This is a genomic window from Sphingobium trunci (assembly GCF_022664535.1).
Lineage (GTDB): Bacteria > Pseudomonadota > Alphaproteobacteria > Sphingomonadales > Sphingomonadaceae > Sphingobium.
The window spans coordinates 89,407-115,998 of record NZ_JAKUJY010000011.1 but is presented as its reverse complement, the minus strand read 5'-3'; the positions used below and the strand labels follow the sequence as shown (position 1 = coordinate 115,998).

Sequence of the window (26,592 nt, the reverse complement as noted above, 5' to 3'; positions counted from 1 at the left end):
CTTGTCCATGCCGGGAAAAGGCATTCGAATGACTGTGCCGCTGCTTCGCATGCCTGCTTTCCCACCGTTACGACCAGGAAGGTGCCATAGTGACACCGGCCTGTAAATATGTATAGACATAAATGCCATTCAGTCATGGAGTCCGCGTCCGATGGGGCCAGAGGTGCTGCCCGTTCCTTCCGACGAAGTGCTGCCACGCGGCTGCGAGACGGTGATCGTCGGCGGCGGCGTGATTGGCGTTACGGCGGCGCTGTTCCTGGCCGAACGCGGCCACGACGTGGTGCTGGTCGAAAAGGGGTGCATCGCAGGTGAGCAATCCAGTCGCAACTGGGGCTGGTGCCGACAGGGGCGGCGCGACCCGCGCGAATTCGATCTGATCCGCGAGAGCCTGCACTTATGGCGCGGCATGAATGCCCGCGTGGGTGGCGATACGGGCTTTGCCACTTGCGGCACTTTCTTCGCGGCTCGGGACGACAGCACGGCCGAGCGCTATCGCTGGTGGGTAAAGGAAGCGGCGCAGGCGGGCATCCATGCGGAAATGGCGGGCGCGGCCACGATCCGCGCCCTGCTTCCGGGCGACACCGCGCCGCCGCCTGCGGCACTCCACTGCGCCAGCGACGGCAGGGCGGAACCGCAGCGCGCGGTGCCGCTGATGGCCATGGCGGCGCGCAAACGGGGGGCGCGGATCTTCACGGGCTGCGCGGCACGCGGGATCGAGACGGGCGGCGGCCGCGTCCTGACGGTGGTGACGGAACGGGGGGCCATCGCCTGTAACAATGTGGTCGTCGCTGGTGGCGCATGGACCCGGTTGCTGCTGCGCGATCTGGGCATCGACATTCCGCAGCTTCAGGTCCGGGCGACCGTTGCACGGACGCAGGCGTTGGCTGGCGGGCCAGAATGCTGCTTCTGGGACAATGTCATCGGTCTGCGCAAGCGCGCGGACGGGGGTTACACGCTGGCCAACGGTCTGGCCAATGTCGCGCCGGTCACGCCGGATTCCTTTCGTTTCTTCCGGGAATATTGGCCTTTGCTGGCAATGGAATGGCGCCATCTGCGCCTGCGGCCCGACCCGCGCCTGCTGACCGGCTGGACTCGTGGCCCGGTCCCGCTCGACCGGCCTTCGCCCTATGAGGCGTGCCGGGTGCTCGACCCCAAGCCCGATCTCCGCTTCGTCCGGGCCAGCCTGGCGGAATTGCGCCGCCGCTTTCCTGCGCTGGCCAAGGCGCGGCTGGAGCAGGTCTGGGCGGGCATGATCGATGCCATGCCGGATACCGTGCCGGTCATTTCGCCGGTGCCGGGTCTCTCCGGCCTGATCGTCGCCACGGGCTTTTCCGGGCATGGTTTCGGCATCGGGCCAGGCGCGGGCTGGCTCGTGGCCGATCTGTTGTGCGGGGCACGGCCGCTGGTCGATCCCGCCCCGTTTCGCATCGGCCGCTATACCGACGGCTCCAATCCGCGCCCGCTGTTCGGGGTGTGACGGAATCCCGGCGTCAGGCCGGGCGATCTAGAGCGATTTCCAGTCAGATGGCATCATCTGACGGTTCAGAAATCGCGGCAAATCAAAAGAATAGAGCGACAAGGACCAGCCGGGCGATATCGGTGCCCGCTGTCACAGTGCAGCACAGGCCGCCGTCGGTCATCACCGCGTCCAGGGGCGCAAGAACGCGGTCTTCGCCCGATGTCACAATCGTCAGGCCGTCCAGCGCGATCAGGACGACGACCCCCGCATGGTCCGGTTCCAGCGAAGTTCCCGGCCTGGCAAGGACCCGTTCGACCGTCGCGCGCGCCTTGCCGCGCCGGACCATGACGTTAAGGTCTCGCACCGGCCCGTCCAGCGGTGCACCGGAAACGGGCGCGTCCGCCGCGAAGGCGAAAGGTCGGCTGCGGTCGTCCAGAATGACCGGGGCGGCCTGTGCCTCGAAGGCCAGGGCCAGTTCGCCCTCGATCACGGTCAGCACCCGGTCCACCCCGTCGAAGCGCGAGAATGGTCCCGCTTCGGCGACTTCGGCGATACTGATTCGCCAGTCGAAGTCTTCCATGCCGGCACCGGGCGGGAAGGCGACGACTTCGCTGGTGACGCCGCCTCCATTCTTCCAGCGCTGGGGACGGCGGTCGGCCGCCCTCAGCACGGCGATCGCGCTCATCCGAGGATGCCGGGCAGGTCCAGGCCCTTTTCGCGAGCGCAATCGAGGGCGATCTCATAGCCCGCATCGGCATGGCGCATGACGCCCGTGGCGGGATCGTTCCACAGCACGCGTTCCAGCCGCGCCGCCGCGTCGGGCGTGCCGTCGGCGACGATGACCATGCCCGAATGCTGCGAATAGCCCATGCCGACGCCGCCACCATGATGCAGCGATACCCAGGTCGCGCCGCTGGCCGTATTGAGCAGGGCATTGAGCAGCGGCCAGTCGGACACGGCGTCCGATCCGTCCTTCATCGCCTCGGTCTCGCGGTTGGGGCTGGCGACCGAGCCGGAATCGAGATGGTCGCGGCCGATCACGACCGGAGCCTTGAGCTCTCCCGAAGCGACCATCGCGTTGAAGGCGAGGCCCAGCCGGTGGCGGTCGCCCAGGCCCACCCAGCAGATGCGCGCGGGCAGGCCCTGGAAATGGATGCGCTCGCGCGCCATGTCGAGCCAGCGGTGCAGGTGCGGATCGTCCGGAATCAGTTCCTTGACCTTCGCGTCGGTCCGGTAGATGTCCTCCGGATCGCCCGACAGCGCGGCCCAGCGGAACGGCCCGATGCCCCGGCAGAATAGCGGGCGGATATAGGCGGGCACGAAGCCGGGGAACGCGAAGGCATCGCTCACGTCTTCATCGAAGGCCATCTGGCGGATATTGTTGCCATAGTCGGTGGTCGGCACGCCCATTTTCTGGAAATCGAGCATGGCCTGCACATGCACGGCCATGCTGGCCTTGGCGGCCCTGCTGACGGCATCGGGCTCCCGCTCGCGCCGGTCCATCCATTCGGCGACGCTCCAGCCGATGGGGAGATAGCCGTTGACCGGATCGTGCGCGCTCGTCTGGTCGGTCAGCAGGTCCGGCCTGATGCCACGCCGGACCATTTCCGGCAGGATTTCGGCGGCATTGCCGAGCAGGCCGACGGAAATGACCTTTTTCGCGGCGCAGGCCTCTTCGATCATGGCCATCGCCTCGTCGAGCGTTTCGGCGGCATGATCCAGATAGCCGGTACGCAGGCGCATCTCGATGCGGCTGCGCTGGCATTCGATGGCCAGGCAGGCGGCGCCCGCCATCACGCTGGCCAGCGGCTGCGCGCCGCCCATGCCGCCAAGTCCGGCGGTCAGCAGCCACCTGCCCGAAAGGTCGCCGCCATAATGCTGGCGGCCCATCTCGACGAAGGTTTCATAGGTGCCCTGAACGATGCCCTGGCTGCCGATGTAGATCCATGAACCGGCCGTCATCTGGCCGTACATGGCCAGACCCTTCCGATCGAGTTCGTTGAAATGTTCCCAGGTCGCCCACCTGGGTACAAGGTTGGAGTTTGCGATCAATACGCGCGGAGCGTCTGCGTGGGTGCGAAACACGCCCACGGGCTTGCCCGACTGGACCAGTAGCGTCTGGTCCGCCTCCAGCCGTTCCAGCACCTCGACGATCCTGTCGTAGCTCTTCCAGTCGCGCGCGGCGCGACCGATGCCGCCATATACTACCAGCTCCTCGGGGCGCTCGGCGACGTCGGGGTGCAGATTGTTCATCAGCATCCGGAGCGGCGCCTCGGTCAGCCAGCTCTTCGCGCTCAGTTCAGTGCCGATCAAGGGCTTCGTAACCCGGCTGTTGTCGATACGGGGATTGTCGATCGTGATCATGGCTGTCCTTCCGCAAAGTCGAGGCGTGTAGAGAAAATGTCGCGCAGGACGACTTGCAGGGGCGAGGCCAAGACCGGGTTGAATGCACTGTCGCTTCCCTCTGCCGTCAACAGGCGGGCGTCGGTCCACATCGTATCAAGGTGCAAGGCCGGCGCCGGGTTCATGACCACATCATTGCATCGATGGGCAATTATGTATAGACATTTATTGCTGTTCTGTCGCTGCCTGGGGGAACGCCATGCCTCCCGCCATGGCCGCGCTGCATTTCCGGGCCGCCTTGCCGGCCGACGTCTGGATATCCGCGGCGAGGTCCAGTGGGATCGATTGTGTCTGGCGGCGCGCGGGAAGGGGCGTTAGCAGGGACGCCATCATACGCGCGAAGACATTCTGGCGCGTTATCACCGCATTATACCAGGGTTGTTCTGATGACCTCTTTGCCGCTGCATGAGCGTATTCGAACCGATATCGAGTCACGCATTCTTTCCGGAGAGCTCAAGCCCGGCGACAAGATACCGTCGGAAAAGGAATTGATGAGCCGGTACGGCTGCGCGCGGATGACCGTGAACAAGGCCTTGTCGGCTTTGAACGCCGCTGGCCTGCTAGACCGGCGCAAGCGTGCCGGCTCCTACGTCGCGCGCCCGCGCACGGTGGCCATGATGCTCGACGTGCCCGACTTGCCGACCGAACTGGCACGGCGTGGACAGATCTACGGCTTCCGGCTCCTGGACCGCCGCATTTCCGACACCCGTCGGTGGCGGGAGATCGGCAAGAAGATCGGGTGCGAAGGCCGCGTTCTCGTCACCCACGGTGTTCATTTCGCCGACGATGTTCCCGTCGCCTATGAAGAACGACTTGTCAGCCTTGCAGCCGTGCCGGAAATCGAATCGCAGGACTTTGCCAACGAGCCTCCTGGTTCGTGGCTGCTGCGCCACATTCCCTGGACGGAAGCAGAAAATTGCATCGGCGCCACCGGCGCCAATGCCGTAACCGCGCGGGCACTGAAAGTCTCGATCGGCACTCCCTGCCTGAGCGTCGAACGACGCACTTGGCGCGCGGCCGAATGCATTACCTTCGTGCGGCAGTTATACATCGCAGGTAGCTACGAGTTGATAGCGCGCTTCGGTTCGACCGGGAGAGGTTGAGATCCCTGTGCATGTCCGGGCGGCGACGCAGCAGAATGGCTTATGAGTGCGGCGCTGCGATCATGCAGGGGAACTCATAACCGCCGTCCCGCCCTTTCCTTTAAGCTCTGGAAAATATCGGGAGTTTCGGATGAGAATTGCTGCTGTTCTGGGCGCGGGCCTGACCATGGCGCTGTTGGCCGCCTCTCCCTTGTCTGGCGCCCGCGCGCCGCGCGTCTCGGTCGCCACCCTCGATCAGCTTCGTCAGCCTTTACCCCTGCCCTATGATGCGAATGCGGATGCGGATCGTCAAATCGCGGCGGCCAGGGCGCGGGCAAAGGCTGCGGGCAAGAAGCTGTTGATCGATCTGGGCGGCAACTGGTGTCCCGATTGCCGCGTACTCGCCGGCATCTTCGCCTTGCCGGAGGTGGAGGCCTTTCTGCGGCGCCATTATGTGGTCGTCACCGTGGATATCGGCCGCTTCGACAAGAACCAGCAGATTCCGCGGCGATATGGGATAGAGAGGCTGAAAGGCGTTCCGGCCGTTCTGGTGGTCGATCCGAACAGCGACCGCCTGCTGAATGACGGTCATCTGTTCGCTTTGGCCGATGCACGCCACATGACGCCGCAGGCGCTGGCGGACTGGCTGGCGCAATGGGTCTGACCAGGCGGATCGCCTATTGCCCTGTCTGGTCGCGATGATAGCCTTGTCGGGCGATTCTCCATGGAGGCCAGGCCATGACCATCGACGAACGACTGAATGCCTTGAAGCGTGGAATGAAGGCGGCGCTGAATGACGATGTCCGCTATGCCGTGGCGGAAAAGATCCGCGACCTTGGCTATATTGATTTTCAGGACTTCTTCCGCGCACGCCCCGTTCCGGCGCATGTGGACGTGGTCGAGCAGGCGCTCGGGCTGCGCTGATACCGGCGGCTTGCGAGGCTGGGGGCGCTGCTGATGGCGTCGATCGGGGTCGATGGAACAGGGTTCGCGCCAACGGCGACGCGCGCGTTGGAAATCCTGCTGGGCGATCGCTTCACGACGGCCCGCGCGGTGCGCGACCAATATGGGCGCGGCGAATCCTATCCGCATCTGCTATCCCCCGACGCGGCGGCCTTTCCCGTTTCGACGGAGGAGGTGGGCAGGATTGCCGCCATATGTCACGCCCATCGCATCCCGATGGTACCGAGCGGGGCGGGCACCTCGCTGGAAGGTCACATCACCGCGCCGCTGGGCGGTCTCGGCATCAACCTGTCCCGGATGGATCGCATCGTGGCGGTCAACGAGGCGGATCTGGACTGCGTGGTCGAAGCGGGCGTGACGCGCGAGCAGCTCAACCAGCATCTGCGCGCCTCCGGGCTCTTCTTCCCGATTGATCCCGGGGCGAATGCCAGCCTTGGCGGCATGGCCTCCACCCGGGCGTCGGGCACCAATGCCGTGCGTTATGGCACGATGGCGCATAATGTGCTGGGCCTGACCGTAATCCAGCCTGACGGGAGGATGATCCGCACTGGCGGCCGGGCGCGCAAATCCGCCGCGGGTTATGATCTCACCCGCCTTTATGTAGGGTCGGAGGGAACGCTGGGAATCATTACCGAGGTCCGGCTCCGGCTTTATGGCATGGCCGAGACCATGGTGGCGGCGACCTGCGCCTTCGACACGCTGGCAGGGGCGGTGGAAAGCGTCATCCAACTGGTCCAGATCGGCGTCCCGGTAGCACGGGTGGAATTGCTGGACGACGCGCAGGTGAGGGCGTGCAACCTTTATTCGGGTCTGGCGATGCCGGAAAAGCCCCACCTCTTCTTTGAGTTTCACGGGAGCAAACTGGCGACGCAGGAACAGGCGGAAACGGCCCAGGCGATCGCCAGCGAGCATGGCGGGTCGGGCTTTGAATGGGCAGTGGCGACGGAAGATCGCAATCGCCTGTGGAAGGCGCGGCACAATGCCTATTTCGCGTCGGTCGCGTTGCGGCCGGGGGCGGAGGTCTGGACCTCCGACGTCTGCGTTCCCGTCTCTCACCTGGCCGATGCGGTGCTGGCGGTGCGCGCCGACATCGACCGTAACGGCCTTGTGGCGCCCATCGTCGGCCATGTGGGCGATGGTAATTTCCACGTCCTCTTCGCGATCGACCCGGCCGATCCGTCCGAGCGGGATCGGGCCGAAACAGTCTATGCCGCGATGATCGATCGGGCGATCGCGGTTGGTGGCAGTTGTACCGGGGAACATGGTATCGGCATGGTCAAGCGCAAGCATCTGATAGCCGAACATGGTGCGGATGCGGTGGAGACCATGCGCCTTCTCAAGCAGGCGCTCGATCCGCTGGCTCTCATGAACCCTGGCAAGATATTTCTCTGAGCCGATATTGGGACTTTTGTTCCGAAAGTTCTGTATATATACTTCGGTATAGAACATTTGATTATGTTCGCTTGCCAATTGTTAATTATTTTTAATGATAACCCTTGATTCAAAGCCTACCAATTTTTCCGGATTCATGTGATCACTATAAAGCTGAGTCCGGATAAACTGAAAGAGCCGGAGTCGTTCTGCAGAGGGCCGGGACGGCATCCCTGCAGGCATGAAACCGGTCTTTTGGATTGTCCGTGATGTCCACCAAGGCAAATATCATGCTGTAATGTTCAGTGTGAAATTTCCTTCGCGGCATTAGTGGAAACATGGCTCATTCCATATCAAATCGATCCCGGTCGTTTGGTTATAAATAAAAAATCATATCTGCCGTTCCAATGGCAGGCCGGTCGCAAGCTTATGATGTGCATTTTCATGTTCATAAGTTTGGGGAAGTGCCATGTACATTGGACACGCGATCACACTGGACGGTTCTCTCAACGACTGGCTCAGCTCTGACAGGATAGATGACGGCAGTGTTGCCGGATACCAGGTCTATTCCACGGTCAATAATGGGGATTTCGTCTTTGCCCTGAGCTCTCCAGTGGCGATGGGCGCCGGCACGACCATCTGGCTCAATACGGATGGAAAGGCGTCCACCGGCTTCCAGGTCTTCGGAGCACCCACCGGTGCCGAATATAATATCAGCGTCGATGCGAACGGCCAACTCAGCCTCTATACGGGCGCGCAGGCGCAAACCCTGGTGCAGGCCAATTTGCAGGAAGTCTGGTCCGCCGACAGGACGGTGGTGGAATTCCGCCTGCCAGCCTCGCTGGTGGGCAATCCCCAAGTCATGTACACCGCCTATGACTTCAACAATCAGACATATCTGCCGACCAATTATTTTTCGGGACAGGAATTCGCCGTTTTCAACGCGAGCACGGCCCCGTCCGCTTCGACACAGCGCATCGGCATCGTCTATTCGGCCACGACCGCGGCCAATTATTTCAGCACGACGGCCTATTCCCAGCTTTTCATGTCGGCGCAGGAACAGGCGCAGCAGGCCGGCGTCGCCTATGACATATTGACGGAATCCGACCTGACCAACCTCAGCAAGCTGGCGCAGTACAAGGCGCTGGTTTTCCCTGATTTTCGCAATGTTCAGGCGTCCCAGGTGGAGTCCATCACCCACACATTGCAGGCCGCGAGCAAGCTTTACGGCGTCAGCCTGATCGCCTCTGGCGAGTTCATGACGGACGATGCCAATAATCAGCCGCTGACGGGCGATCCCTATCTCCAGATGAAGACGCTGTTCGATGCGACGCGCGTGACCGGCGGCACCGGCAATGTCACGATCACGGCGACGGACCCCAACCAGACGGTTCTGACCGGCTATGGCAATGGACAACTGATCAACAGCTATACCAATGTGGGCTGGAACGCCTTTGCCAGCGTCAGCGGCACCGGACAGCAGATCGCCACCGAAACCATCAACGGCACCAGCTATGCGGCGGCGCTCGCGACCCAGACCGGGGCGCGCAATGTGCTGTTTTCCAGCGACGGCGTCATGGCGGACGCCAATATGCTGCAAAAGGCGATCGATTATGCGGTCAACGGCACCGGCATGTCGGTGGGCCTGCACCTGACGCGCGACAGGGGCATCGTCGCCGCGCGCGTCGACATGGACCAGAGCCAGGAAGTCGCCGACGTCAGCCCCGGCAACGGCCAACCGGGCATCTACGACAAGCTGGTGCCGATATTGAGCCAATGGAAGGCCCAATATGATTTCGTCGGCACTTTCTTCGTCAACATCGGCAATAATCCGCCCGACCAAAAGACGAACTGGAACGTCTCGCTGCCCTATTACAAGGCGATCGCCGCGATGGGCAGCGAGATCGGCAACCACAGCTATACCCATCCGGAAGATACCAATACGCTGACGGCTTCCCAGCTTCAGTTCGAATTCGGCCAGAGTACGGCGTTGCTCAACCAGAAACTGGCGACCGTCGGCGTCGGCCCGATCCAGGGCATCGCGGTGCCCGGCGCGCCGGAAACATTGGCTACCGCCGAAGCGATCATGCAATATGCGCCCAGCTATTTGACCGGCGGCTATGCGGGCCAGGGAGCGGGCTATCCCAATGCGTTCGGTTATCTGACGCCAGCCGATCAGAGCAAAGTCTATTTCGCGCCCAATACCGTTTTCGATTTCACGCTGATCGAATTCCAGAAATTGACGGTTGCCCAGGCGGAGGCGGAATGGGCAGCGGAATATAACAAGCTCATCACCAATGCGGGCACGCCCGTGATCGTGTGGCCCTGGCATGATTATGGCGCGGCGGCGTGGGACACGAGCGGAACCGGCCAGCCCAGCCCCTATACGACGGACATGTACACGCAATGGATCGCCCGGTCGGCCAATGACGGCATGGAATTCGCCACGATGGGCGACCTGGCGCAGCGGATCACCGCGCTGAATGCGGCGAATGTGACGCAATCGGTCAATGGCAACATCATCACCGCCACCGTCACCGGCAGCAATCTCGGCAATCTTTCGCTCGACGTCGACCGGCAGGGATCGTTGGTGATCCAGAAGGTCAATGGCTGGTACGCCTATGACAGCAGCAAGGTGTTCATGCCCCAGAATGGCGGCATCTTTACGATCACCATGGGCGCGGCGCCGGACGATGTGACACACATTACCGAACTGCCGATGCGCGCCGTGCTGATGAGTCTCGCCGGGGACGGCCATAATCTCAGCTTCTCGGTGCAGGGCGAAGGGGATGTGGTCGTCGATCTCGCCTCTACGGACATGAACGGTGTCGTCGTCAGCGGCGCCAGCGTCGTCAGCCAGGTCGGCGACGTCATGACCCTGGACCTTGGCGCCAACGGGCTGCACAATGTGACGCTGACCTATTCGCATGGCCTGGCCATCACGTCCAATGGCGGCGGCGACAGCGCCGCGATTGCCGTGCCGGAAAACAGCACTGCCGTCACGACGGTCACCGCGGTCGATACCGTTGCCAACGCCGTTCTGTCCTATTCCATCACGGGCGGCGCGGATGGGGCCAAATTCGCCATCGACAGCCATAGCGGCGTCCTGACCTTCCTTGCGGCGCCCAATTATGAAGCGCCGACCGATGTGGGCACGAACAATGTCTATGACGTGATCGTGGCGGCTTCCGACGGGACCGCGACCGACAGCCAGGCGATCGCGGTGACGGTCACCAATGTCAATGAGCCACCGGTCATCACGTCCAACGGCGGGGGAGCGACGGCGCAGATCCAGATGAACGAGAATCTGAGCAGCGTCACCACCGTCAAGGCGACGGACCCGGATGCGGGGGATCATGTCGTCTATTCCATCGGCAGCTCCCCTGATGGAGCTCTTTTCTCCATCGATGCCGCAACCGGCGCGCTCGCCTTCATTACGCCGCCGGACTATGAGAATCCGACCGACTCCAATCACGATAATGTCTATCAGCTGCGGGTCTACGCCACCGATGCGTCCGGCCTTCAGGATTACCAGGATATCTCGGTTTCGATCCTGAATGTGAAAGGCATCACCCTCACCGCCGGCAAGTACGGCTCCACCCTCACCGGAACGAACGAGGAGGATGTGTTGAAAGGGGGCGCGGGGGTCGACACGATCAACGGACTGGGCGGCAACGACCTGATTACCGGGGGAGGCTCCGGCGATATTCTGACCGGCGGACTGGGCGCCGACAGCTTCATCTACAATGCCATCAGCGACAGCACGCCAAGGGCGATGGACCTCATCACGGATTTCCAGGACGGCATCGACAGGATCAACCTGTCAGCCGTCGATGCCAATTCCACATTGCGCGGCTTGCAGCACTTTACCTTTATCGACCAGGCGAACTTCACCGCTCCGGGACAGCTTCATTTCCATAGCGACGGCATCAACACGTTCATCGAAGGGAACACCGACAGCAATCCGCTCACCACCGAATTCAGGATCGAACTCCTGGGGGTCCATATGTTGAGCGCGAGCGACTTCATTCTTTAGGACGTAAATTCATGAAGGGCGCGTTCGCGTTTCTGGAGCAAGAAGACGACCCCCCTGTGAGGGTTTTTTGAATATCCGTATGATCCTTTGCTCCGTTTCCTGCTGGGCATCTTTGGCCAAATCCGCAGGGCGCAGCCGGGACATGAGCAATCAAGGCAAGGGTTGGCGCAAATATCTGGTCAAACGGACAAGCTCTGCAGCCGTCCGCTCGCCAAGTGCCAGATCACATTCTGAGCCACAGGAAGCGCAAGCGCCTCATTCTTCGGCAGACCAAGATATTCCCCTCTTATGATCCTGCTCAACAGGCCATGCGAAATGACAACCACTCTTCCCTCAATTTCGGAAAGCCAGCTTCGTACACGGTTGACGACGGCGTCATATGATTCGCCATCGGGAGAACGGAAAAACCAGTCGAACGCCGATGTGCCATCAAGCAGGCCCGGCCAACCCTCCTCGATGTCGATCTCCGTCAGTCCGTTCCATGAACCGATGGAAACTTCCTGCAACCGGGTGTCCCAGCGCGTCTGCGGGTAGGTGGCGAACGATGTCACGTGCAAGCATGTCTCGCGGGCGCGACCCAACGGACTGGCATATACCGCATCTGCATATGGGATCAGGCTGGCCAGTCGCCGCCCTGCGGCCTTGGCCTGCTCAATGCCTCTCGCCGTCAAGGCGGAGTCCAATAGGCCCTGGAAACGTCCGCTGGCATTCCATTCCGTCTCGCCATGCCTCAGCAAGTAGATTTGCGGGCGACTGTCTCGCATGACATGTTGTCGTGGCGTCGCGGCATAATATTTGACCGGCATGCCATTCACCGGGTGGAGGTCGTCCCCCAGAAATCTCAATCCTCGCGCTTCGTAGAAGCGCTGTGCCCTCCGGTTGTGTGCAGGGGTGCGCAAGGTGAAGCCGGCAGGCATCTCTGCCATGACAGAAGCGAGCAGCGCGCTGCCAATGCCGCGCCCTCGGCTGTGGGGTGCGGTGAAGAGCTGGTCCAATATGCCCCGGGTGGGAATGATGGCTGCAAAGCCCAGGATATGCGATTCATCGCTCGCGACGGAGACATTCCATCCATTCCGCACTTGCTGCCTGATTCTTTCAAGCAAAGCCTCGACGGATGGAAGATCGGTCACACCGCCATCCATCATGCGCGCGCTTTCGTGCCACAACGAAGCAAGTTCGGGATATTCTGCGGCATTGACGGGGCGGATCTTCATGGCTTCCCACTTTGAAGCGGGCCATTGTCGTCATCCCACGGCACAATGGTCAACTCCGGCCAGAAAGCCCGCCAACGCGCGACTTTCGCTTCGTAAATGCTGCGCGTGATCTGGGCCTTGTTCGGGCGCACTGTGCAACCCAGCATGTCAGCCAAGCCAAAAGGCGCGAATATCTCCAGACCCGCTGGAGAAGGCCGGACCGCGACAGCCCCGGCCGTCGTGGGAAAGGTCGCTATCGCTTGCTCCACAGACATATATGGAGGGATTTCATAACCGAATTTATCCGCATACCACAGATGAACACGCGCTTCGTTCTTGGCATCTATCCACACGGGCAAGCCGGGGACGAGGGAGCGGACGCGCTGTGCCAGCATTTCTTCGCGTCTCGCCGAAAGGTCGCTATCGTCGAAATAGACAAGATCGATGTCGACCAAGCCATGGTCAGCCGGAAACCCATAGCTGGCATTCCATACTGTCTGAGCGATGGCGCTGCCCGACACCCAGCAGTTGGGCAAGGCAATGGAAGACCAGCGGTTCAGAACAAGATGCAGGATCGGGCTGCGCCGGATAATGGAAGTCAGATAATGGCTGCTTGTCATGCGGGGTGGATCACATCATTGCGGTAGGCACCGTCCCGCAGGACTGGGGCGGCACTGCTGCAACCCAGGTCGAGCGCCAATGCCACGTCCTCACAATAGCCTTCATCGATAAGCTCGCGACCGGAAATGGATTGCTGAACCAGATCGTGGAGGGAAGGGATAGCAGTTCGGAAGGCATCCCGTGCCAACCGGGCTTCCGAAGACATGGGCATATGCAGGGAGTCCAATATCGCGCCGGCTCCCAGCCAATCCTCTATTGCGGGACGAAGACTGCCATCGGGCCATCTCTCTCCAGCAGGAACGACAGCGACATCGCCATCGCCTGCTAGGAGACGAGCATGTTTCGCCACGGCCTTCGCATTACGCAGACATCCTGCCATCACCTGGGTATTGCCACCTGCGAGGGATATTCGCGAGCCATTGGGCGACGGAAGCATGAGCCGGGTGTCCGGCGGGAGCGCGGCAAGAGTCCTGGGCGAGAGGCTGAACTGTCCCCCACCGGCTTGTCGCGGCGCTGCCAGTTGAGCTTGTGCTTTCTCAGCCGCCGCTTGTGCTGCCGCACGATCACCCGACGGGAATGGCAGGATCGCCGCGCCCTGGTTTACCGCAATGTCTACGGCGGTTGAGAAAGACAGCACATCAACGATCACGAGCACAGCCACCCGCTCTCGCATCGTCTCGACTCCCATCAATCCCCATTCACAATGCGCGAATGCCATAGCGGCTACTTCGCCACGATCAGGCGGAGCGGACCGTCGAACTCGGCTTGCGTCCGGAAATGACCGAAGCGCGCATCCCAGACACCATTCTCCAGATCACGCTCCAACGTTGCGACGAATCTCTCCACGACTTCCGGCTCGACGAAGCTCCAGCCGGAACAGGCTGAACGCGCACCTGCATCCAGCAGCATTTCTGGTCGCCCATAATAGGCTTCGTTAAACCCGTCCCGGCAGTCCAGCGGAATGGGTACCGGCCTTATGTCGACATCGCCGCCCAATGCAGCGGCGATACGGTCCAGGGCGGGATAACGCGCTCCTTCGATGGCAATCACCTCCGGCGCATATTCATGGAGCCAGAATCGATCGAGTGCGGCGGGATCGCAACTCAGTATCACCACTGTTCCCCGCGTTACCCGTCGCATCTCGGCGAGACCTTGAGCAAGATCGGACCATTGATGGACGGTGAAAGTCGCCATGCTGGCGTCGAAATGGCCATCGGGGAAAGGCAGCATTTCCGCCACCGCATCTATCGCGACCGGTAAATGGGTTGGACGTTGCTTGCGCATGGAGGCAGAAGGCTCCACGGCGGTGACGTCGCGATCCAGCGGTTCATAGGAACCCGCGCCCGCGCCGACGTTGAGAACAGAGCGCGCATCTTCCAAAGCCCCCACGATGCGCGCGGCAATTCTGGGATCGGGCTGGCGATAGCTTGGATAGGGGAAGGCGATCCCGCTATAATCGACATCGCCCGCACTTCCGTCCGGATGGCGGTCGCTCATGGCTGATGTTCAACCAATCGGGCAATGATGGCACGTTGGCGGTCTCCGGTAATGCCAACGACCTCATCGAGATAGCGCGCAACCGATCCGGCGCGCGCGGCGATCACATCAAACGCGGCGTCCAGATATTCAGCTTCCACCTCGATCGCGGCGCGAACGGCGGCGGGATCGACCGGCCTGCCAGCTTCCTCTCGCATGGCTTCGGCAACGGCCGCACCGTGGGTTTCATAGTTCCAATGGCGATTTGTGAGCAGATAGTCGTGCACCATGTCCTCGCGAGGCACGCCCAATAGAGCATGGGTCAAGGCTATCACGATACCGGTCCGATCCTTGCCGCCGGAGCAATGCACCAGAAGCGGGCCGCGACCCTCCGCAAGCGCCGAGAAATAGCGCGAGAACAGGCCGATATGCCGCTCCTCGAAAGGCACGGAGCGATAGAAAGCGAGAATATAGTCGCGAACAGCAGCGGCACTTGGCTCAACCGAGCGAAGGAATGTTACCCAAGGGTCTGCGTGGCCACCGACGTCGCTGGAAATCGCTTCGCATTTCGCCGCCCACGCGCCGGTCGGAAAGGCATGGCGTTCCGCGCCGCGCCGCAGGTCCACAATCGTCTGGAAGTCAATCCTGCCCAGAATAGCTTCGTCTTCCCTCGTCGCGGCCGTCAGGCGCCCGGAGCGGAACAGCAGGTTCCGGCGCAACGTACCTGCCGCTGTCCTGTATCCGCCCGCATCCCGGAAATTATGAACCCCGCTCAACATCGCTTACCTTCCTCTGCCCGTCTCTACCGCAGGCACGATATCGGGACAGTTGAGTTTTGCTGAAGTCGACCCCCATCCATTCAATATCGGTCTTTGTCCGAGCCGTGGCGGCGGCATGGTTCAGAAGCGCGCCGACACGCGGCCATAATAAAAGCCGCCACTGAGGCCGAAGGGCGCGAAACTGCCATAGGCGCCTGAACCGTCCGCCGCGATCGTGCCGTTGCGGTCGGGATAGGTGTCGAACAGATTGTTCGCCCCGACCGACAGCGTCACGCGTTCGCTCACGTCATAGCCGATGTCGAGGTCAGCAATCCACTTTGCGCCGAAGCGCCGGTCGCCGGTCGCGACATTGCTCGATTCCACATAGCTGCCATAGCGGGTCGCGCGGGCGAGTATGTGAAGGCGCTCAAGCGACCAGTCGCTCGTCAGCACCAGCTTGGTCCGGGGTGTCGCGGCGACAAGGTCGCGCTGCGCCTGGCGCCCGAACAGGGTGACGTTGAGTGAGGCGAGCTGGGCTGGGTTGTCGATGACTTTGGTGATCCTGGTCTTGTTGTAGCTGAAGGCCGCGTTCAGCCGGAAACTTCCGGCCGCGGCGGTGCGCAGCATATATTCGGCGACGGCGTCGACACCCCTTGTCCTCGTGTCGATGGCGTTGGTGAAGAATTGGGCGCTGTCGACACCCGTGATCCCGTTGGCGAGCAGAATGGCGCGAATGGCGGAGCCGCCATTGGATGAGGTGCCAAGGAACTCCGTCTTTACGATCCGGTCGTCGACGTTGATCTGGTAGGCGTCGACCGTCAGCCGGACGCCGCCCCGTTCGAAAGCCAGCCCCGCAGTGTAGTTGAGCGATTTTTCCGGCTTGAGCGGGGTGGCGCCCAGCGCAAGCGCGGCAACGCTGTTGACAGGCAGGAATTTGGACGTGGTATTGACCCGGTTGTTGCCGATGACGGTCACGGTGTTCTGCGTCGTGGAAAAGCCGGTCTGCGCGAGCGAGGGCGCGCGGAAGCCCGTGTTGATGCCACCGCGCAGGGCCAGGCCGGGCAATATTTCGTACCGGGTCGAGAATTTGCCCGACACCGTGTTGCCGGCGCTGTCGTCATAATGTTCGAACCGTCCGGCGACGCCCACGTACCAGCCTTTGACGATGTCGGCCGACAGGTCGACATAGGCCGCCAGATTGTTGCGGCTGAGCGATGTGGCGTCGGCCGGCGAGGTGCCGGTGAAGGATACCAGGCCCGGTGACGGCGCCCGGCCGCCATAGGCATTGCCGAAAGCGGTGCCGTCCGAGGGAATGACATAACCCCCGTCGCGATAGCTGTCCGGCTCGCCCGCGCGGTTCTGGAACCGTTCCCAGCGATGCTCGAAGCCGATCGCCACGTCGAGCGGCTTTGCAAAGCCCATATCGTAGCTGCGCGTCAGTTCCAGATTGTTGACCCACAGATCCTGGATCTGCTTGCCCATGAAGAAGCTGGTCTTGCTGGACGGCCCGATCGACGGGTTGAGCGTTCCCACCGCGCCCAGCCAGACATCGTCCCGGCCATAAGTGGTGGAAAGATCGAAAGACCACCCCGCGCCCAGCGCACCGCGCAATCCGGCCGCCGCCTGTCCGTCCCATTCCTTGATTCGCCGCCGCGCCTGAAAGCCGGACGGGTAGATTTGCGGCAAGGCGGTGAGGCCCGAAACATTGGCCTGTCCGCCATAGCCGGTGGTCGCGGGAAAGACGGCCCCGCGATTGTCGTCGATATCGCGATAGCTGAGCGTCGAGAAACTATAGACCGTCAACCCCTCTCCCACGGGCAGTTCAGTGTTGACCGATCCGTTGATGATCTTGTCCCGATTGGATCGGCCATAGCCGCCCGCGATCAGATGGTTGGCGGTTGCCTCGCGCGGATCGGGCGCGCCGTTCACGAAGGGGTAGATGTAGGGCACCGGCTCGGCCGAACTGTCGGCGCGGTCGTGATATTTCCCTTCGATCGCCACGCGGATGAAGCCGTCGCCGCCGATGCGCGTACCATAGCTGAGGCCCTGCTGGACCAGGGCGCCACCCTTTTCATAAAGCTGGCCCGCGGTCGTCGAGAACTCGCCGCCTTCCGGCGCGTCGTCGAGCAGAATGTTGATGACCCCCGAAATCGCGTCCGATCCATATTGGGCCGCCGCCCCGTCGCGCAGCACCTCTATGCGGCCGACGGCATTGGTGGGGATAAGGTCGATGTCCACCGGGGTGGAGCCGCCCGAGATGCGCGAAAGATTGTTGATGAGCGCCGTCGTATGCCGCCGCTTGCCGTTGACCAGCACCAGCAGATAGTCGCCCGAAAGGCCCCGGATGGATATGGGCCGCACGCTTGCGGAAGTGCCGCCGCCGCCGAGCGCGGGCATGGTGAGCGAGGGAATGATGTTCCCCAATATCTCCTTGAGGCCGGATCGTCCCGTGGAGCCGAGTTCCCGGGGGCTGATGACGTCGATCGGCACCGGGCTGTCGGCGACCGTCCGTCCCTCCCCCTTGCGCGTGCCGGTGACGACGATCGTCGATCCGCTCCGGCCATCGTCGGCGCCCGACGCCGCCTCGCCCGCGTCCTGTGCGAAAGCTGTGGGTATGAGCGCTGCGCCCAGCAATGCGGCTACGCCCGCGGCAGGCAGGTTTTTCATGATGGTCCCCTATGATGTTGTGGTGGAGCGGCGCCCGATTCCGGATCGCCGCGTGACGGACAGCCGGAGCGCGCCAGCCTGGAAAGGTCAGCTTCTCCCGGCGAAGGTCGTCGCATTGAAGGACGGGTCGTAACCCGCGCGAATGTCCGGCAGCGCCGGGATGATGTTGGCACGGCGATAGCGCGCGAAAATCTCCGCCTGCTCGGCGATCAACGCGTCGTTGATGGGCAGGGCCGAGCCGAGATAGGCCGAGATGGAGAAGCGCGCGACCTTGAGCGGAAGCCCGGTGTCCTTCGCCAGCGTCTGCGCGAAGCCGTCGGGGTGCGCGATCGCCCAGCGTCGCGCCCGGTTCAGCCGCGCCAGGAAGTCGCTCAACATCTCCCGCTTGTCCGTGATGGCGGTATCCGACGCGGCGAAGAAGCCAAGGCCGGTCGGCAGGCCGCTCCCGTCGGCCAGCACCCGATCTCCATTTTCGATGACGGCGATGCCGACATAGCTGCCCCATGTCGACCAGGCGTCGATCGATCCGCTTTCCAGCGCCGCCTTGGCTTCTGCGTTGTTGAGGTAGGACCAGTGAATATCCGATGCCGCCAGTCCCGCTTTCTCGATCAGGCGGAGCGCCAGATCCTGCCCTGCCGAACCGCGCACCGTCGCCAGCTTCTTGCCCTTGAGGTCGGCAAGCCTGTGGATGGGCGATCCCTTGGCCACGATGATGGCCGATGCGCGGCCGATATTGGCGCCTTCCGGGCGGTAGGCGAACACGGCCTTGATCTTCGCGCCACCGGCATAGGCGAAGGCGAAGGGCGCGCCGCCGACACCGCCGACGTCGATGGCGTTTGCCGCCAGCGCTTCGAGCAGCGGGGAGGCAGCCGGAAATTGACCCCATTCGATCCGGTAGGGAAGATTGTCGAGCTCGCCGGCGGCCTGCATCAAGGCCCGCGCCCCTCCGCGCTGATCGCCGACCTTGAGGACGCGCTCATCCTGTGGCTTGGCTCCGCTACGCAGGGCGATCGCGATGCCGATCAGGATCAACGCCGCCACGAAGGCCGCCAGCAGCCAGGGCAGGGACTTGCGCCGCGAAACAGGAGGGGAGGTCATTCCATTTCCAGACGTGGTTGGCCAGTGCCCGGCCCTCTTGCGAACCGGGCACGGCAGGCATCACAGGTCGGTGTAGAGCGGTTCGTCCGCAATCAGGATGCGTTCGAGTACCCGCGGGAAATCACCGTAATTCCTGACGGCGTAATGGACCGCGGCGCGATTGTCCCAGAAAGCGACCGAATGGGGCCGCCAGGAAAAGCGGACCTGGAATTCGGGCCGTTTATACTGGCGCAGGATTTCATCCAGCAACGCGCGGCTTTCCGACAGTTCCACACCCAATATCTGCGGCTTTTGCGTCAGATTGACCCAGAGGATCTTCTGCCCCGTCTCGCGATGGGTCCGCACGACCGGATGGGCGACGATCGGATAGTCATGGCCGGCGCCGACCAGCGCATCGCGGAAATCATGGGTGACATGGAGCCCTTCGAGCCGCGCCTTCACCTCGTCGGACAAGCCCTCATAGGCCAGATTGGCATCGACCCAGATGGTGTCTCCCCCGACATCGGGCAGGGTGACCGCGCGCAGGACGGCGCCCCAGGTCGGCACCAGGCGCCAGCTCGTATCGCTATGATAGCCGTCCCCGGCCTTCACATCGCGATGGACACGCTGTTCATATTTGGCGGCGTCGGCAGCCGCGATCTTGTGGATCGGGGATATTTTCGGGTCATGCGTGGTGCTGGGGTGCGTGTAGAGCGGGCCGAATTCGGCGGCGAAGGCGGCGTGCTGGTCGTTGGTAAGCGGCTGGTCGCGAAAGAATATGACCTTGTATCGCAACACGGCGGCGCGGATGGCGTCACGTTGTTCGGGCGAAATCGGCTTGCTCAGATCGACGCCCTCGATCTCCGCTCCGATGGTGGGCTGCAGGGGACGAATGCCGATGACCTGATCGGCATCGCCGAGACTTTGTGCGGCGGCTTTGGACATAACATCACCTCTCATCTAGCATGATGGATCATGCGAGAGAGAGGTTATGGATTAAAATCGCTCGCGGTTATGATGATCGGACCATCCCGCTTTGAATATCCAAATAATATTGCCCATGCTCATCGATGAGAAATATTCATGCCTTAACGGCATGAGGCAAATAAGAGCAGGCTATCTGCCATTTCGGAAGCAGGAATGAACGGATCGGCGGATTCCGGTCAGCTTCTGTAAATCGGATGCGCCATAGGAAGCGTCAATGGTCGTCGGTTCCGTCACCCCTGCCGCGGTCGCGCTCAACCGTTTCGGGCTTGGAGCGCGACCAGGCGATTCCGTGACGGGGGACCCGCAGCGCTATCTGCTGGCCCAGTTCGAGCGTTATGATCCGGCGCCTGCTGCGTTCATGCAATTGCCCGAGGCCGGCCTTCTCGTGCAGAACTACCAGGCCGAACAGCGCGCCATGCGCCAGGCGGCACCCCCTCCAACCGACGGAAAGGATGGCGCCACGCCGGCACGTACGCCTGAGCAGCAGGCCGCGCGCAGGGATTATGTGCAGGAGGTTCGCGGCTTGTACCGCCAGGCGGTTCAGGCCCGCACGCTCAGCGCGCTGGCGACGGAAGCGCCCTTTGTCGAACGGATGGTCCATTTCTGGTCGAATCATTTCTGCGTCTCGGCCGACAATCCCCAGGTCACCGCCTTTGCCGGAGCCTTCGAGCGCGATGCGATCCGCCCGCATGTGCTTGGCCGGTTCGAGGACATGCTGTTCGCGGTCGAACAACATCCCGCGATGCTCGTCTATCTCAACCAGAGCCAGTCGATCGGTCCCGACAGTCCCGCCGGACAGCGCGCCGCCGGCAATGGCAAGACCCGCGGCCTCAACGAGAATCTGGCCCGCGAGATCATGGAATTGCACACGCTCGGGGTACGATCGGGCTACAGCCAGGCCGACGTCACCGAATTTGCGAAGGCCCTGACCGGCTGGTCCGTCGATGGCCTGGGCCTCCGGGGAACGCGGGAGGGCGATGACAGCGTCGGCTTCCTGTTCCGCGCGCAGGCGCACGAACCCGGCGCGCGAACCATTCTGGGCAAGCGCTACCATCAGCCGGGCGCCGAGCAGGCCCGCGCCGCCCTCACGGATTTCGCCCATGCGCCGCAGACCGCGCGCCACGTCGCGACCAAGCTTGCCCGGCATTTTGCCGGTGACAATCCGCCGCCCGCTCTGATCGATCGGCTTGCAGGCAGTTTCGCGCAATCGCGGGGCGACCTCAGGGCACTCTATGCGACCCTGATCGCAAGCCCCGAAACCTGGTCGCCGCAGCCGCTCAAGTTCAAGACGCCGTGGGAATGGACGGTTTCGGCGCTGCGCGGGATCGGCCTGGAAGATCCCGGAACGATCCAGGTGCAGGGCATCCAGCAGCAACTCGGACAGCCGGTCTGGAAGCCGGGATCGCCTGCCGGATGGGACGATCTCGCCGCCAGCTGGGCTGCGCCCGACGCGCTGCTGCGCCGGGTCGAGATCGCGCAGCGCTTCGCGGCCCAGCGTGCGTCCAGCCTGGATGCTCGGGCTCTTGGCCCCCGGATCCTCCCCGGATCGCTGTCGGCGGCAACGGCACAGCAGGTCGCCCGCGCCGAAAGCCCGGCGGTGGCGCTCGCCCTGCTGCTCGTCTCACCCGATTTCCTCAGGAGGTAGCCATGGACCGAACCCCGGTTGCACGTCGCCGCTTTCTCACCCTGTCGGCAGCCGGTGCGGGATCGTTGCTGGTTGCGCCGCATATGGCGTTCGCCACCGTTCCGACCGATCGCCGCTTCGTCTTCATCATCCAGCGGGGCGCGGCCGACGGTCTCAACATTGTCGTGCCCTATGCCGATCCCGGCTACGCCCGGCTGCGCGGCGCGCTGGCGATCGATCCGGCCGCTGCGATCAAGCTGGATGGCCAGTTCGCGCTTCATCCCGCGCTCGTCCGGCTGGGGGAGATGTATCGTGAGAACCAGGCGCTCTTCGTTCACGCCGTCGCTTCCCCCTATCGCGACCGCTCCCATTTCGACGGGCAGAACATGCTCGAAACCGGCGGCCTGCAACCCTATGCGGTGCGCGACGGCTGGATGAACCGCCTCGTCGGCTTGATGCCCCATGCCGGGGATCAGGCGATCGCTTTGGCCGCGACGGTGCCGCCTGCGCTCCGGGGACCGGTCTCGGTCGAATCCTACATGCCATCGGCCCTGCCCGCGCCCTCGGACGACCTGATCGAGCGGGTCGGCACGCTCTACGCCGCAGACTCGCAGCTGCATCCTCTGTGGGCGGCAGCGCTCGATGCGAAGGCCGCCGCGGACCGTTCGGCGACCAAATCCGACCCGGCAGGGCTTGGTCACCTCGCCGCCGCCTTCCTCACCAAGCCGGAAGGCCCGCGGATCGCCATGCTCGAAACATCGGGCTGGGATACGCACACCGCCCAGGAGGGCAGGCTGGCCAGCCAGTTGAAGGGCCTGGACTTGTTGCTCGCCGCGCTGAAGGAGGGAATGGGGGCGGCATGGGCCAGCACCACCGTGCTGATCGCCACGGAGTTCGGCCGCACCGCCGCGGCCAACGGCACGGGGGGCACCGATCATGGCACCGGTGCTGTGGCAATGCTGGTGGGCGGGGCCGTGAGAGGCGGACGCATCGTCGCCGAATGGCCCGGCCTTGCGCCATCGCAGCTATATGAGAGCCGCGACCTCAGGCCGACGCTGGAGCTCGACTCGCTGATCGCCGGTACGGCGGCGGCCAGTCTGGGATTGGACCCGGAACAGGTTTCCCGGACCTTGTTCCGCGACAGGGTTGTAAGGCCGCTCACCGGGTTGGTCGCCTGAAGCGGCGCCATGCACGGCCGCCCTGTCACCGAAGCGCCGGAGGGGGCGATTACAAGCGGATTTCCCTGCCAACACCCAGCGCCTCCAGGAACCGGCGGTCGTGGCTGACGACCAGGAGCGCGCCGTCATAGGCGCGCAGTGCCTGCTCGATCAGTTCGATCGATTCCAGGTCGAGATGATTGGTCGGCTCGTCCAGCATCAGCAGTTGCGGTGTGGGCTGGGCTGACAGCAGGCAGGCCAGACCGGCGCGCAGGCATTCTCCACCGCTGATGGTCCGCGTGAGCCTGTCTGCCCCCACATTGCGGAAGGCGAAGCGGGCAAGAGCGGCTCGTGCCGCATTGTCATCGAGCGCCGGATTGAAGCGCCGCATATTGTCGATCAGCGTCGCGTCGCGGTCCAGCAGGGCAACGCTTTGATCGAGAAACGCACTCGGCCCGGATCGGGCCACGCTGCCGGACGTGGGAACGGCGAGTCCGGCGGCCAGCCGCAGGACCGTCGTCTTGCCCGCGCCATTGCGTCCCGTCACCGCCACGCGTTCCGGCCCCTGCAACTCGAACGAGAGACGGTCGATCACCGTGCGTTCGCCCGCACTCCAGGACACGGCATCGAAAGAGAGAAGCCGCCGATGCGACGAGAGTCCGCAGGAGGGGATGGCGATGTTGAGCGGCGTAGCGATCTCCACCTGTGCCCGCGCAGCAGCCAGTGAGGCAATGCTGGCCTCAAGCCGCTGCTCCACCAGCATCTGGCCGCGTCCGCCGCTATTCTCCGCTCGTTCCCGCTGCCTCCCCATCAGGATTTTCGGCGCGCTGCCGCTTGCGGCATAGGCCTGGCCCGAACGGTCCCGGCGCGCCTGGCGCTCGCGCACGTCTTGCGCCTGGCGCCGCGCTGCCCGCATCTGTCGCCCGGCGCTCTCCAGCTCCGCCTCCGATCGCGCCCTGGCGGCATCGCGCTGCGCGACCCAGGAAGACCAGCCGCCGCCATGAATTGCGACCGCGACAGGCGAAAGCGAGACGATCCGGTCCATCTGCTCCAGCAGCATCCGGTCATGGCTGACGACCAGCGCCCCGCCGCGCCAACCGGCCAGCAAGGCGGCGATCGCCGCCCGGCCGTCCTCGTCCAGATTGTTGGTGGGCTCGTCCAGCAGCAGCAGGTTCGGCGGATCGATCAGCAGACCCGCGATCGCGATGCGGGTCCGCTCGCCGCCGCTGAAACTCGCCAGCGGCCGTTCCGGGTCGATGGGGCGCAGGCCGGCGGATGCCAGCGCCTCTTCGAGCCGCTGCGGCAGGGACCAATCCGCCTCCGCAAAGTCCGCTTCGCTTCCCTTGCCCGCCTCGATCCGGCGCGGCAAGGCAAGCGGTTCGGCAACGCCCAGCAGCTTGGCCGCGGTTTCGCGGCCGGGCTCCAGCATCTGATGGAGGACGCCGACCGTGCCGTTGAGCGAAATGCTGCCGGACCGCGGCGCTATCTCACCCAGGATCGCCCGCAGCAGCGATGATTTTCCCGCGCCGTTCCGGCCGACAAGGCCAATGCATTCGCACCCGACATGGAGCGACAGGCCGGAAAACAACGGGCGACCGGAAGGCGCGGCAAGGGCCACGGCGTGGAGGGTAAGGAAAGAGGACATGGGGGTACCGGAAACAACTGATGACGCGGGCGAATTCAGCGCGTCTTCCGGTCCATTCCATCCTCCTGCAGTCTGTCTGGCGTCATCGCCGGACGTGCCTGATCTACCTTCTCCACGCGCGACTTGCAAATACGAATTGCCGGCCTTTTCTGCTCCCCATGATGGCTTTCCGGCGGCCGGATCGCACGGAGGAATGGCGGCGGCAGGTCCTTTGATGTCTCCAGCTAATCACAGGCCGCGACAATCATATTGGTATTTTCCCCGCCATGGGTCCATCCCTGCGCCAGGCACGGTGACACAGCCCGGCAAAAGGATGGAACAGAGAGGATGATGACGCAGGCAGCCGCCCCCGCCGGACTCGAAGCCGGGCAGATCGATGCAAGACTGGCCCGCTATTACGCGCATCTCGACTGGACCAAGGTCGCGCCTGTCGAACCGACGATCCCGGCGCTGCTGGCCTACGGCACCGCGCATCATGGAGATCGGGACCTTTTGGTGCGGGACGACGACCGTATCACCTATGCGCAGGCGGATGCGCGGTCGGCTTCCCTTGCCGCGCGCCTGCTGCGGCACGGCATCGGACGCGGCAGCCGGGTCGCCATGCTGATGCCGGACGGGGTCGATTTCCTGGTGACCTGGCTGGCGGTCACTCGGATCGGCGCGCTCGCCGCACCGCTCAGCACGCTGGCCGCGCCTCCGGAACTGGCGAAACTGCTGCGCATGGGCGGCGCGCCGTTGCTGATCGCCAGCGACAGGGTCCGCAATGTGAACCTGATCGCGCGGATCGCCGAGGCGCTGGCGCTGGACGGGACCGACAAGGGCGTGGCGAGCGAACGCGCGCCCCATCTGCGTCATATCTGGTTGTGGCACGGCGAAGCACCCTGGGCGGAGCCTGTGCGGGACCGGCCCCAAATGCCCCAACCCTTGGTCGCCGCGGCCGAGCGCGAGGTGTGCCCCGCCGATCCGGTCACCATCGTCTATACGTCGGGATCGACCGCCGATCCCAAGGGCGTGCTGCACAGCCACGGCAATTTCCTGCGCTCCTCGCGGCGCTGGGCGGCGTCCATGCCCTTCCACGCCGAAGACCGGCTGTTCGCGGATTCTCCCATGTTCTGGGTGGGCGGGCTGATCACGACGCTGCTGGCCATGATGCACGTCGGCGGAACGCTGGTGGGCACGGCGGAAAGGGGGAGCAGGCTGGTCGACATGATCGAACAGGAGAGGTGCACGATCGTCCATGTCTGGCCGTTCCTGGGGCGGCAGATCGCTGCCGATCCCCATTTGGCGAACCGCGATTTCAGCGCCATCCACTCCGGCTCGGTACCCGAACTCCTCGCTTTCCCGCCGCCTCCCGATGCCGCGCCGTTCGGTTATGCGATGGGCATGACGGAAAGCGCGGGGCCGCACAGCAGCCACATCCTCACGAGCGATCCCGATCATCGAGGCGCGATGGGCCTTGGCGCGCCGGGAATGGAACATCGCATCGTCGACCCGGAGACCGGGCGCGTGCTGGCGGAGGGCGAGCGGGGCGAGCTTCATCTGCGCGGCGATACGCTGATGCTGGGCTATGAAGGGCGCGAGCGCCATGAGGTGTTCGACCGCGACGGCTGGTTCGCGACCGGTGACATCTGCACCATCCGCGACGGCCATCTGTTCTTCCACGGCCGCCGCAGCGCGATGATCAAGACTTCAGGCGCCAATGTCGCCCCGGCGGAGGTGGAACAGGCCCTGCTGGCGCTGGACGGCGTCGCGGAGGCGCATGTGCTGGGCCTGCCGGACGTGGAACGCGGCGAGATCGTCGGCGCGCTGATCGTGGCGGAGCAGGATAGGGAGATCGACATTCCCGCGTTGCTTGGCGAACTGCGCCACCAGATCGCCTCCTACAAGGTGCCGCGCAAGCTGAAGGTCGTGACGGCCGTCCCCACCACCGCCACCAACAAGCTCGACCGGCGCGCGGCCACCGCCCTGCTCATGGCGTCATAGGATGGTGGTGCGGCGCATGCCCCCGCCGGAGTTCGCATTCGTGGGTCATGTCCGGTGCCATGCGGCTGATGACCCCGGAGATCATGGCCG

21 protein-coding genes are annotated in these 26,592 nt (G+C 63.6%); 9 read left to right on the top strand and 12 right to left on the bottom strand.

The features are described from left to right. The first annotated feature begins 163 nt into the window (after positions 1–163). Positions 164–1,477: an NAD(P)/FAD-dependent oxidoreductase gene (locus MJ601_RS11980; protein ID WP_242126661.1), complete on the top strand. Its 1,314-nt coding sequence runs from the start codon at positions 164–166 to the stop codon at positions 1,475–1,477. An 82-nt stretch (positions 1,478–1,559) separates the two neighbouring features. Here the strand turns inward: MJ601_RS11980 and MJ601_RS11975 are convergent, their stop codons facing one another. Genes MJ601_RS11975 through MJ601_RS11965 form a run of 3 tightly spaced genes read right to left on the bottom strand, consistent with a single transcriptional unit; the run spans position 1,560 to position 3,987 of the window. Then, the gene (locus MJ601_RS11975; protein ID WP_242126659.1) at positions 1,560–2,144 is read right to left on the bottom strand and encodes a HutD/Ves family protein; all 585 of its coding nucleotides are present in this window, start codon (positions 2,142–2,144) and stop codon (positions 1,560–1,562) included. Beyond that, on the bottom strand, positions 2,141–3,823 hold the full coding sequence (hutU, locus tag MJ601_RS11970; protein WP_242126657.1) for a urocanate hydratase: 1,683 nt from the start codon (positions 3,821–3,823) through the stop codon (positions 2,141–2,143). The genes MJ601_RS11975 and hutU overlap by 4 nt, the downstream gene beginning before the upstream one ends. Continuing rightward, positions 3,820–3,987 carry a hypothetical protein gene (locus MJ601_RS11965; RefSeq protein WP_242126655.1) on the bottom strand — a complete coding sequence of 56 codons (168 nt, stop codon included), beginning with the start codon at positions 3,985–3,987 and terminating at the stop codon, positions 3,820–3,822. Before MJ601_RS11965 ends, hutU begins: the two co-directional genes overlap by 4 nt. Positions 3,988–4,248: 261 nt before the next feature. Between MJ601_RS11965 and hutC the strand changes: the two genes are divergently transcribed. The 5 genes from hutC to MJ601_RS11940 all read left to right on the top strand — a co-directional run bounded on the left by hutC (position 4,249) and on the right by MJ601_RS11940 (position 11,314). Next, a complete protein-coding gene (hutC, locus tag MJ601_RS11960) occupies positions 4,249–4,965 on the top strand; it encodes a histidine utilization transcriptional repressor HutC (RefSeq protein ID WP_242126652.1) in 717 nt (238 codons plus the stop codon). 130 nt (positions 4,966–5,095) lie between these two features. After that, entirely contained in the window at positions 5,096–5,608 is a 513-nt protein-coding gene (locus MJ601_RS11955; RefSeq protein ID WP_242126651.1) for a thioredoxin family protein, read from the top strand. Between the two features lie 74 nt (positions 5,609–5,682). Next, on the top strand, positions 5,683–5,868 hold the full coding sequence (locus MJ601_RS11950; protein ID WP_242126648.1) for a hypothetical protein: 186 nt from the start codon (positions 5,683–5,685) through the stop codon (positions 5,866–5,868). Positions 5,869–5,901: 33 nt separating this feature from the next. After that, positions 5,902–7,299 (top strand): FAD-binding oxidoreductase, encoded by a 1,398-nt coding sequence (locus MJ601_RS11945; RefSeq protein WP_242126645.1) that lies wholly within the window; start codon positions 5,902–5,904, stop codon positions 7,297–7,299. 448 nt (positions 7,300–7,747) lie between these two features. Further along, positions 7,748–11,314: a cadherin domain-containing protein gene (locus tag MJ601_RS11940; protein ID WP_242126643.1), complete on the top strand. Its 3,567-nt coding sequence runs from the start codon at positions 7,748–7,750 to the stop codon at positions 11,312–11,314. A 179-nt stretch (positions 11,315–11,493) separates the two neighbouring features. Here MJ601_RS11940 and MJ601_RS11935 read toward each other — a convergent pair whose 3' ends face one another. The 8 genes from MJ601_RS11935 to MJ601_RS11900 form a co-directional block, all read right to left on the bottom strand. Beyond that, complete coding sequence (locus MJ601_RS11935) at positions 11,494–12,528, bottom strand: GNAT family N-acetyltransferase (RefSeq protein WP_242126641.1); 1,035 nt, start codon at positions 12,526–12,528, stop codon at positions 11,494–11,496. Next, positions 12,525–13,127, bottom strand: a complete 603-nt coding sequence (locus tag MJ601_RS11930; protein ID WP_242126639.1) for a nucleotidyltransferase family protein — start codon at positions 13,125–13,127, stop codon at positions 12,525–12,527. Before MJ601_RS11930 ends, MJ601_RS11935 begins: the two co-directional genes overlap by 4 nt. After that, positions 13,124–13,846, bottom strand: a complete 723-nt coding sequence (locus MJ601_RS11925; protein WP_242126637.1) for a 2-phosphosulfolactate phosphatase — start codon at positions 13,844–13,846, stop codon at positions 13,124–13,126. Before MJ601_RS11925 ends, MJ601_RS11930 begins: the two co-directional genes overlap by 4 nt. A gap of 5 nt (positions 13,847–13,851) precedes the next feature. Beyond that, entirely contained in the window at positions 13,852–14,625 is a 774-nt protein-coding gene (locus MJ601_RS11920; protein WP_242126635.1) for a class I SAM-dependent methyltransferase, read from the bottom strand. Further along, positions 14,622–15,383 carry a tyrosine-protein phosphatase gene (locus tag MJ601_RS11915; RefSeq protein WP_281061276.1) on the bottom strand — a complete coding sequence of 254 codons (762 nt, stop codon included), beginning with the start codon at positions 15,381–15,383 and terminating at the stop codon, positions 14,622–14,624. Before MJ601_RS11915 ends, MJ601_RS11920 begins: the two co-directional genes overlap by 4 nt. A gap of 120 nt (positions 15,384–15,503) precedes the next feature. Next, the gene (locus MJ601_RS11910) at positions 15,504–18,029 is read right to left on the bottom strand and encodes a TonB-dependent receptor plug domain-containing protein (protein ID WP_242126631.1); all 2,526 of its coding nucleotides are present in this window, start codon (positions 18,027–18,029) and stop codon (positions 15,504–15,506) included. An 87-nt stretch (positions 18,030–18,116) separates the two neighbouring features. Further along, positions 18,117–19,127 (bottom strand): ABC transporter substrate-binding protein, encoded by a 1,011-nt coding sequence (locus MJ601_RS11905; RefSeq protein ID WP_242126629.1) that lies wholly within the window; start codon positions 19,125–19,127, stop codon positions 18,117–18,119. Between the two features lie 60 nt (positions 19,128–19,187). Next, a complete protein-coding gene (locus tag MJ601_RS11900) occupies positions 19,188–20,051 on the bottom strand; it encodes a TauD/TfdA dioxygenase family protein (RefSeq protein WP_242126627.1) in 864 nt (287 codons plus the stop codon). Positions 20,052–20,307: 256 nt separating this feature from the next. On the opposite strand from MJ601_RS11900, the gene MJ601_RS11895 reads away from it, so the two are divergent. Then, complete coding sequence (locus MJ601_RS11895; RefSeq protein ID WP_242126625.1) at positions 20,308–21,738, top strand: DUF1800 domain-containing protein; 1,431 nt, start codon at positions 20,308–20,310, stop codon at positions 21,736–21,738. Between the two features lie 2 nt (positions 21,739–21,740). Continuing rightward, positions 21,741–22,895 (top strand): DUF1501 domain-containing protein, encoded by a 1,155-nt coding sequence (locus tag MJ601_RS11890; protein ID WP_242126623.1) that lies wholly within the window; start codon positions 21,741–21,743, stop codon positions 22,893–22,895. A 49-nt stretch (positions 22,896–22,944) separates the two neighbouring features. On the opposite strand, the gene MJ601_RS11885 is transcribed toward MJ601_RS11890, so the two are convergent. After that, the gene (locus MJ601_RS11885) at positions 22,945–24,519 is read right to left on the bottom strand and encodes an ABC-F family ATP-binding cassette domain-containing protein (RefSeq protein ID WP_242126620.1); all 1,575 of its coding nucleotides are present in this window, start codon (positions 24,517–24,519) and stop codon (positions 22,945–22,947) included. Between the two features lie 327 nt (positions 24,520–24,846). Here MJ601_RS11885 and MJ601_RS11880 point away from each other — a divergent pair, with 327 nt between their 5' ends. Next, the gene (locus MJ601_RS11880) at positions 24,847–26,502 is read left to right on the top strand and encodes a class I adenylate-forming enzyme family protein (protein WP_242126618.1); all 1,656 of its coding nucleotides are present in this window, start codon (positions 24,847–24,849) and stop codon (positions 26,500–26,502) included. Positions 26,503–26,592: the final 90 nt, after the last annotated feature.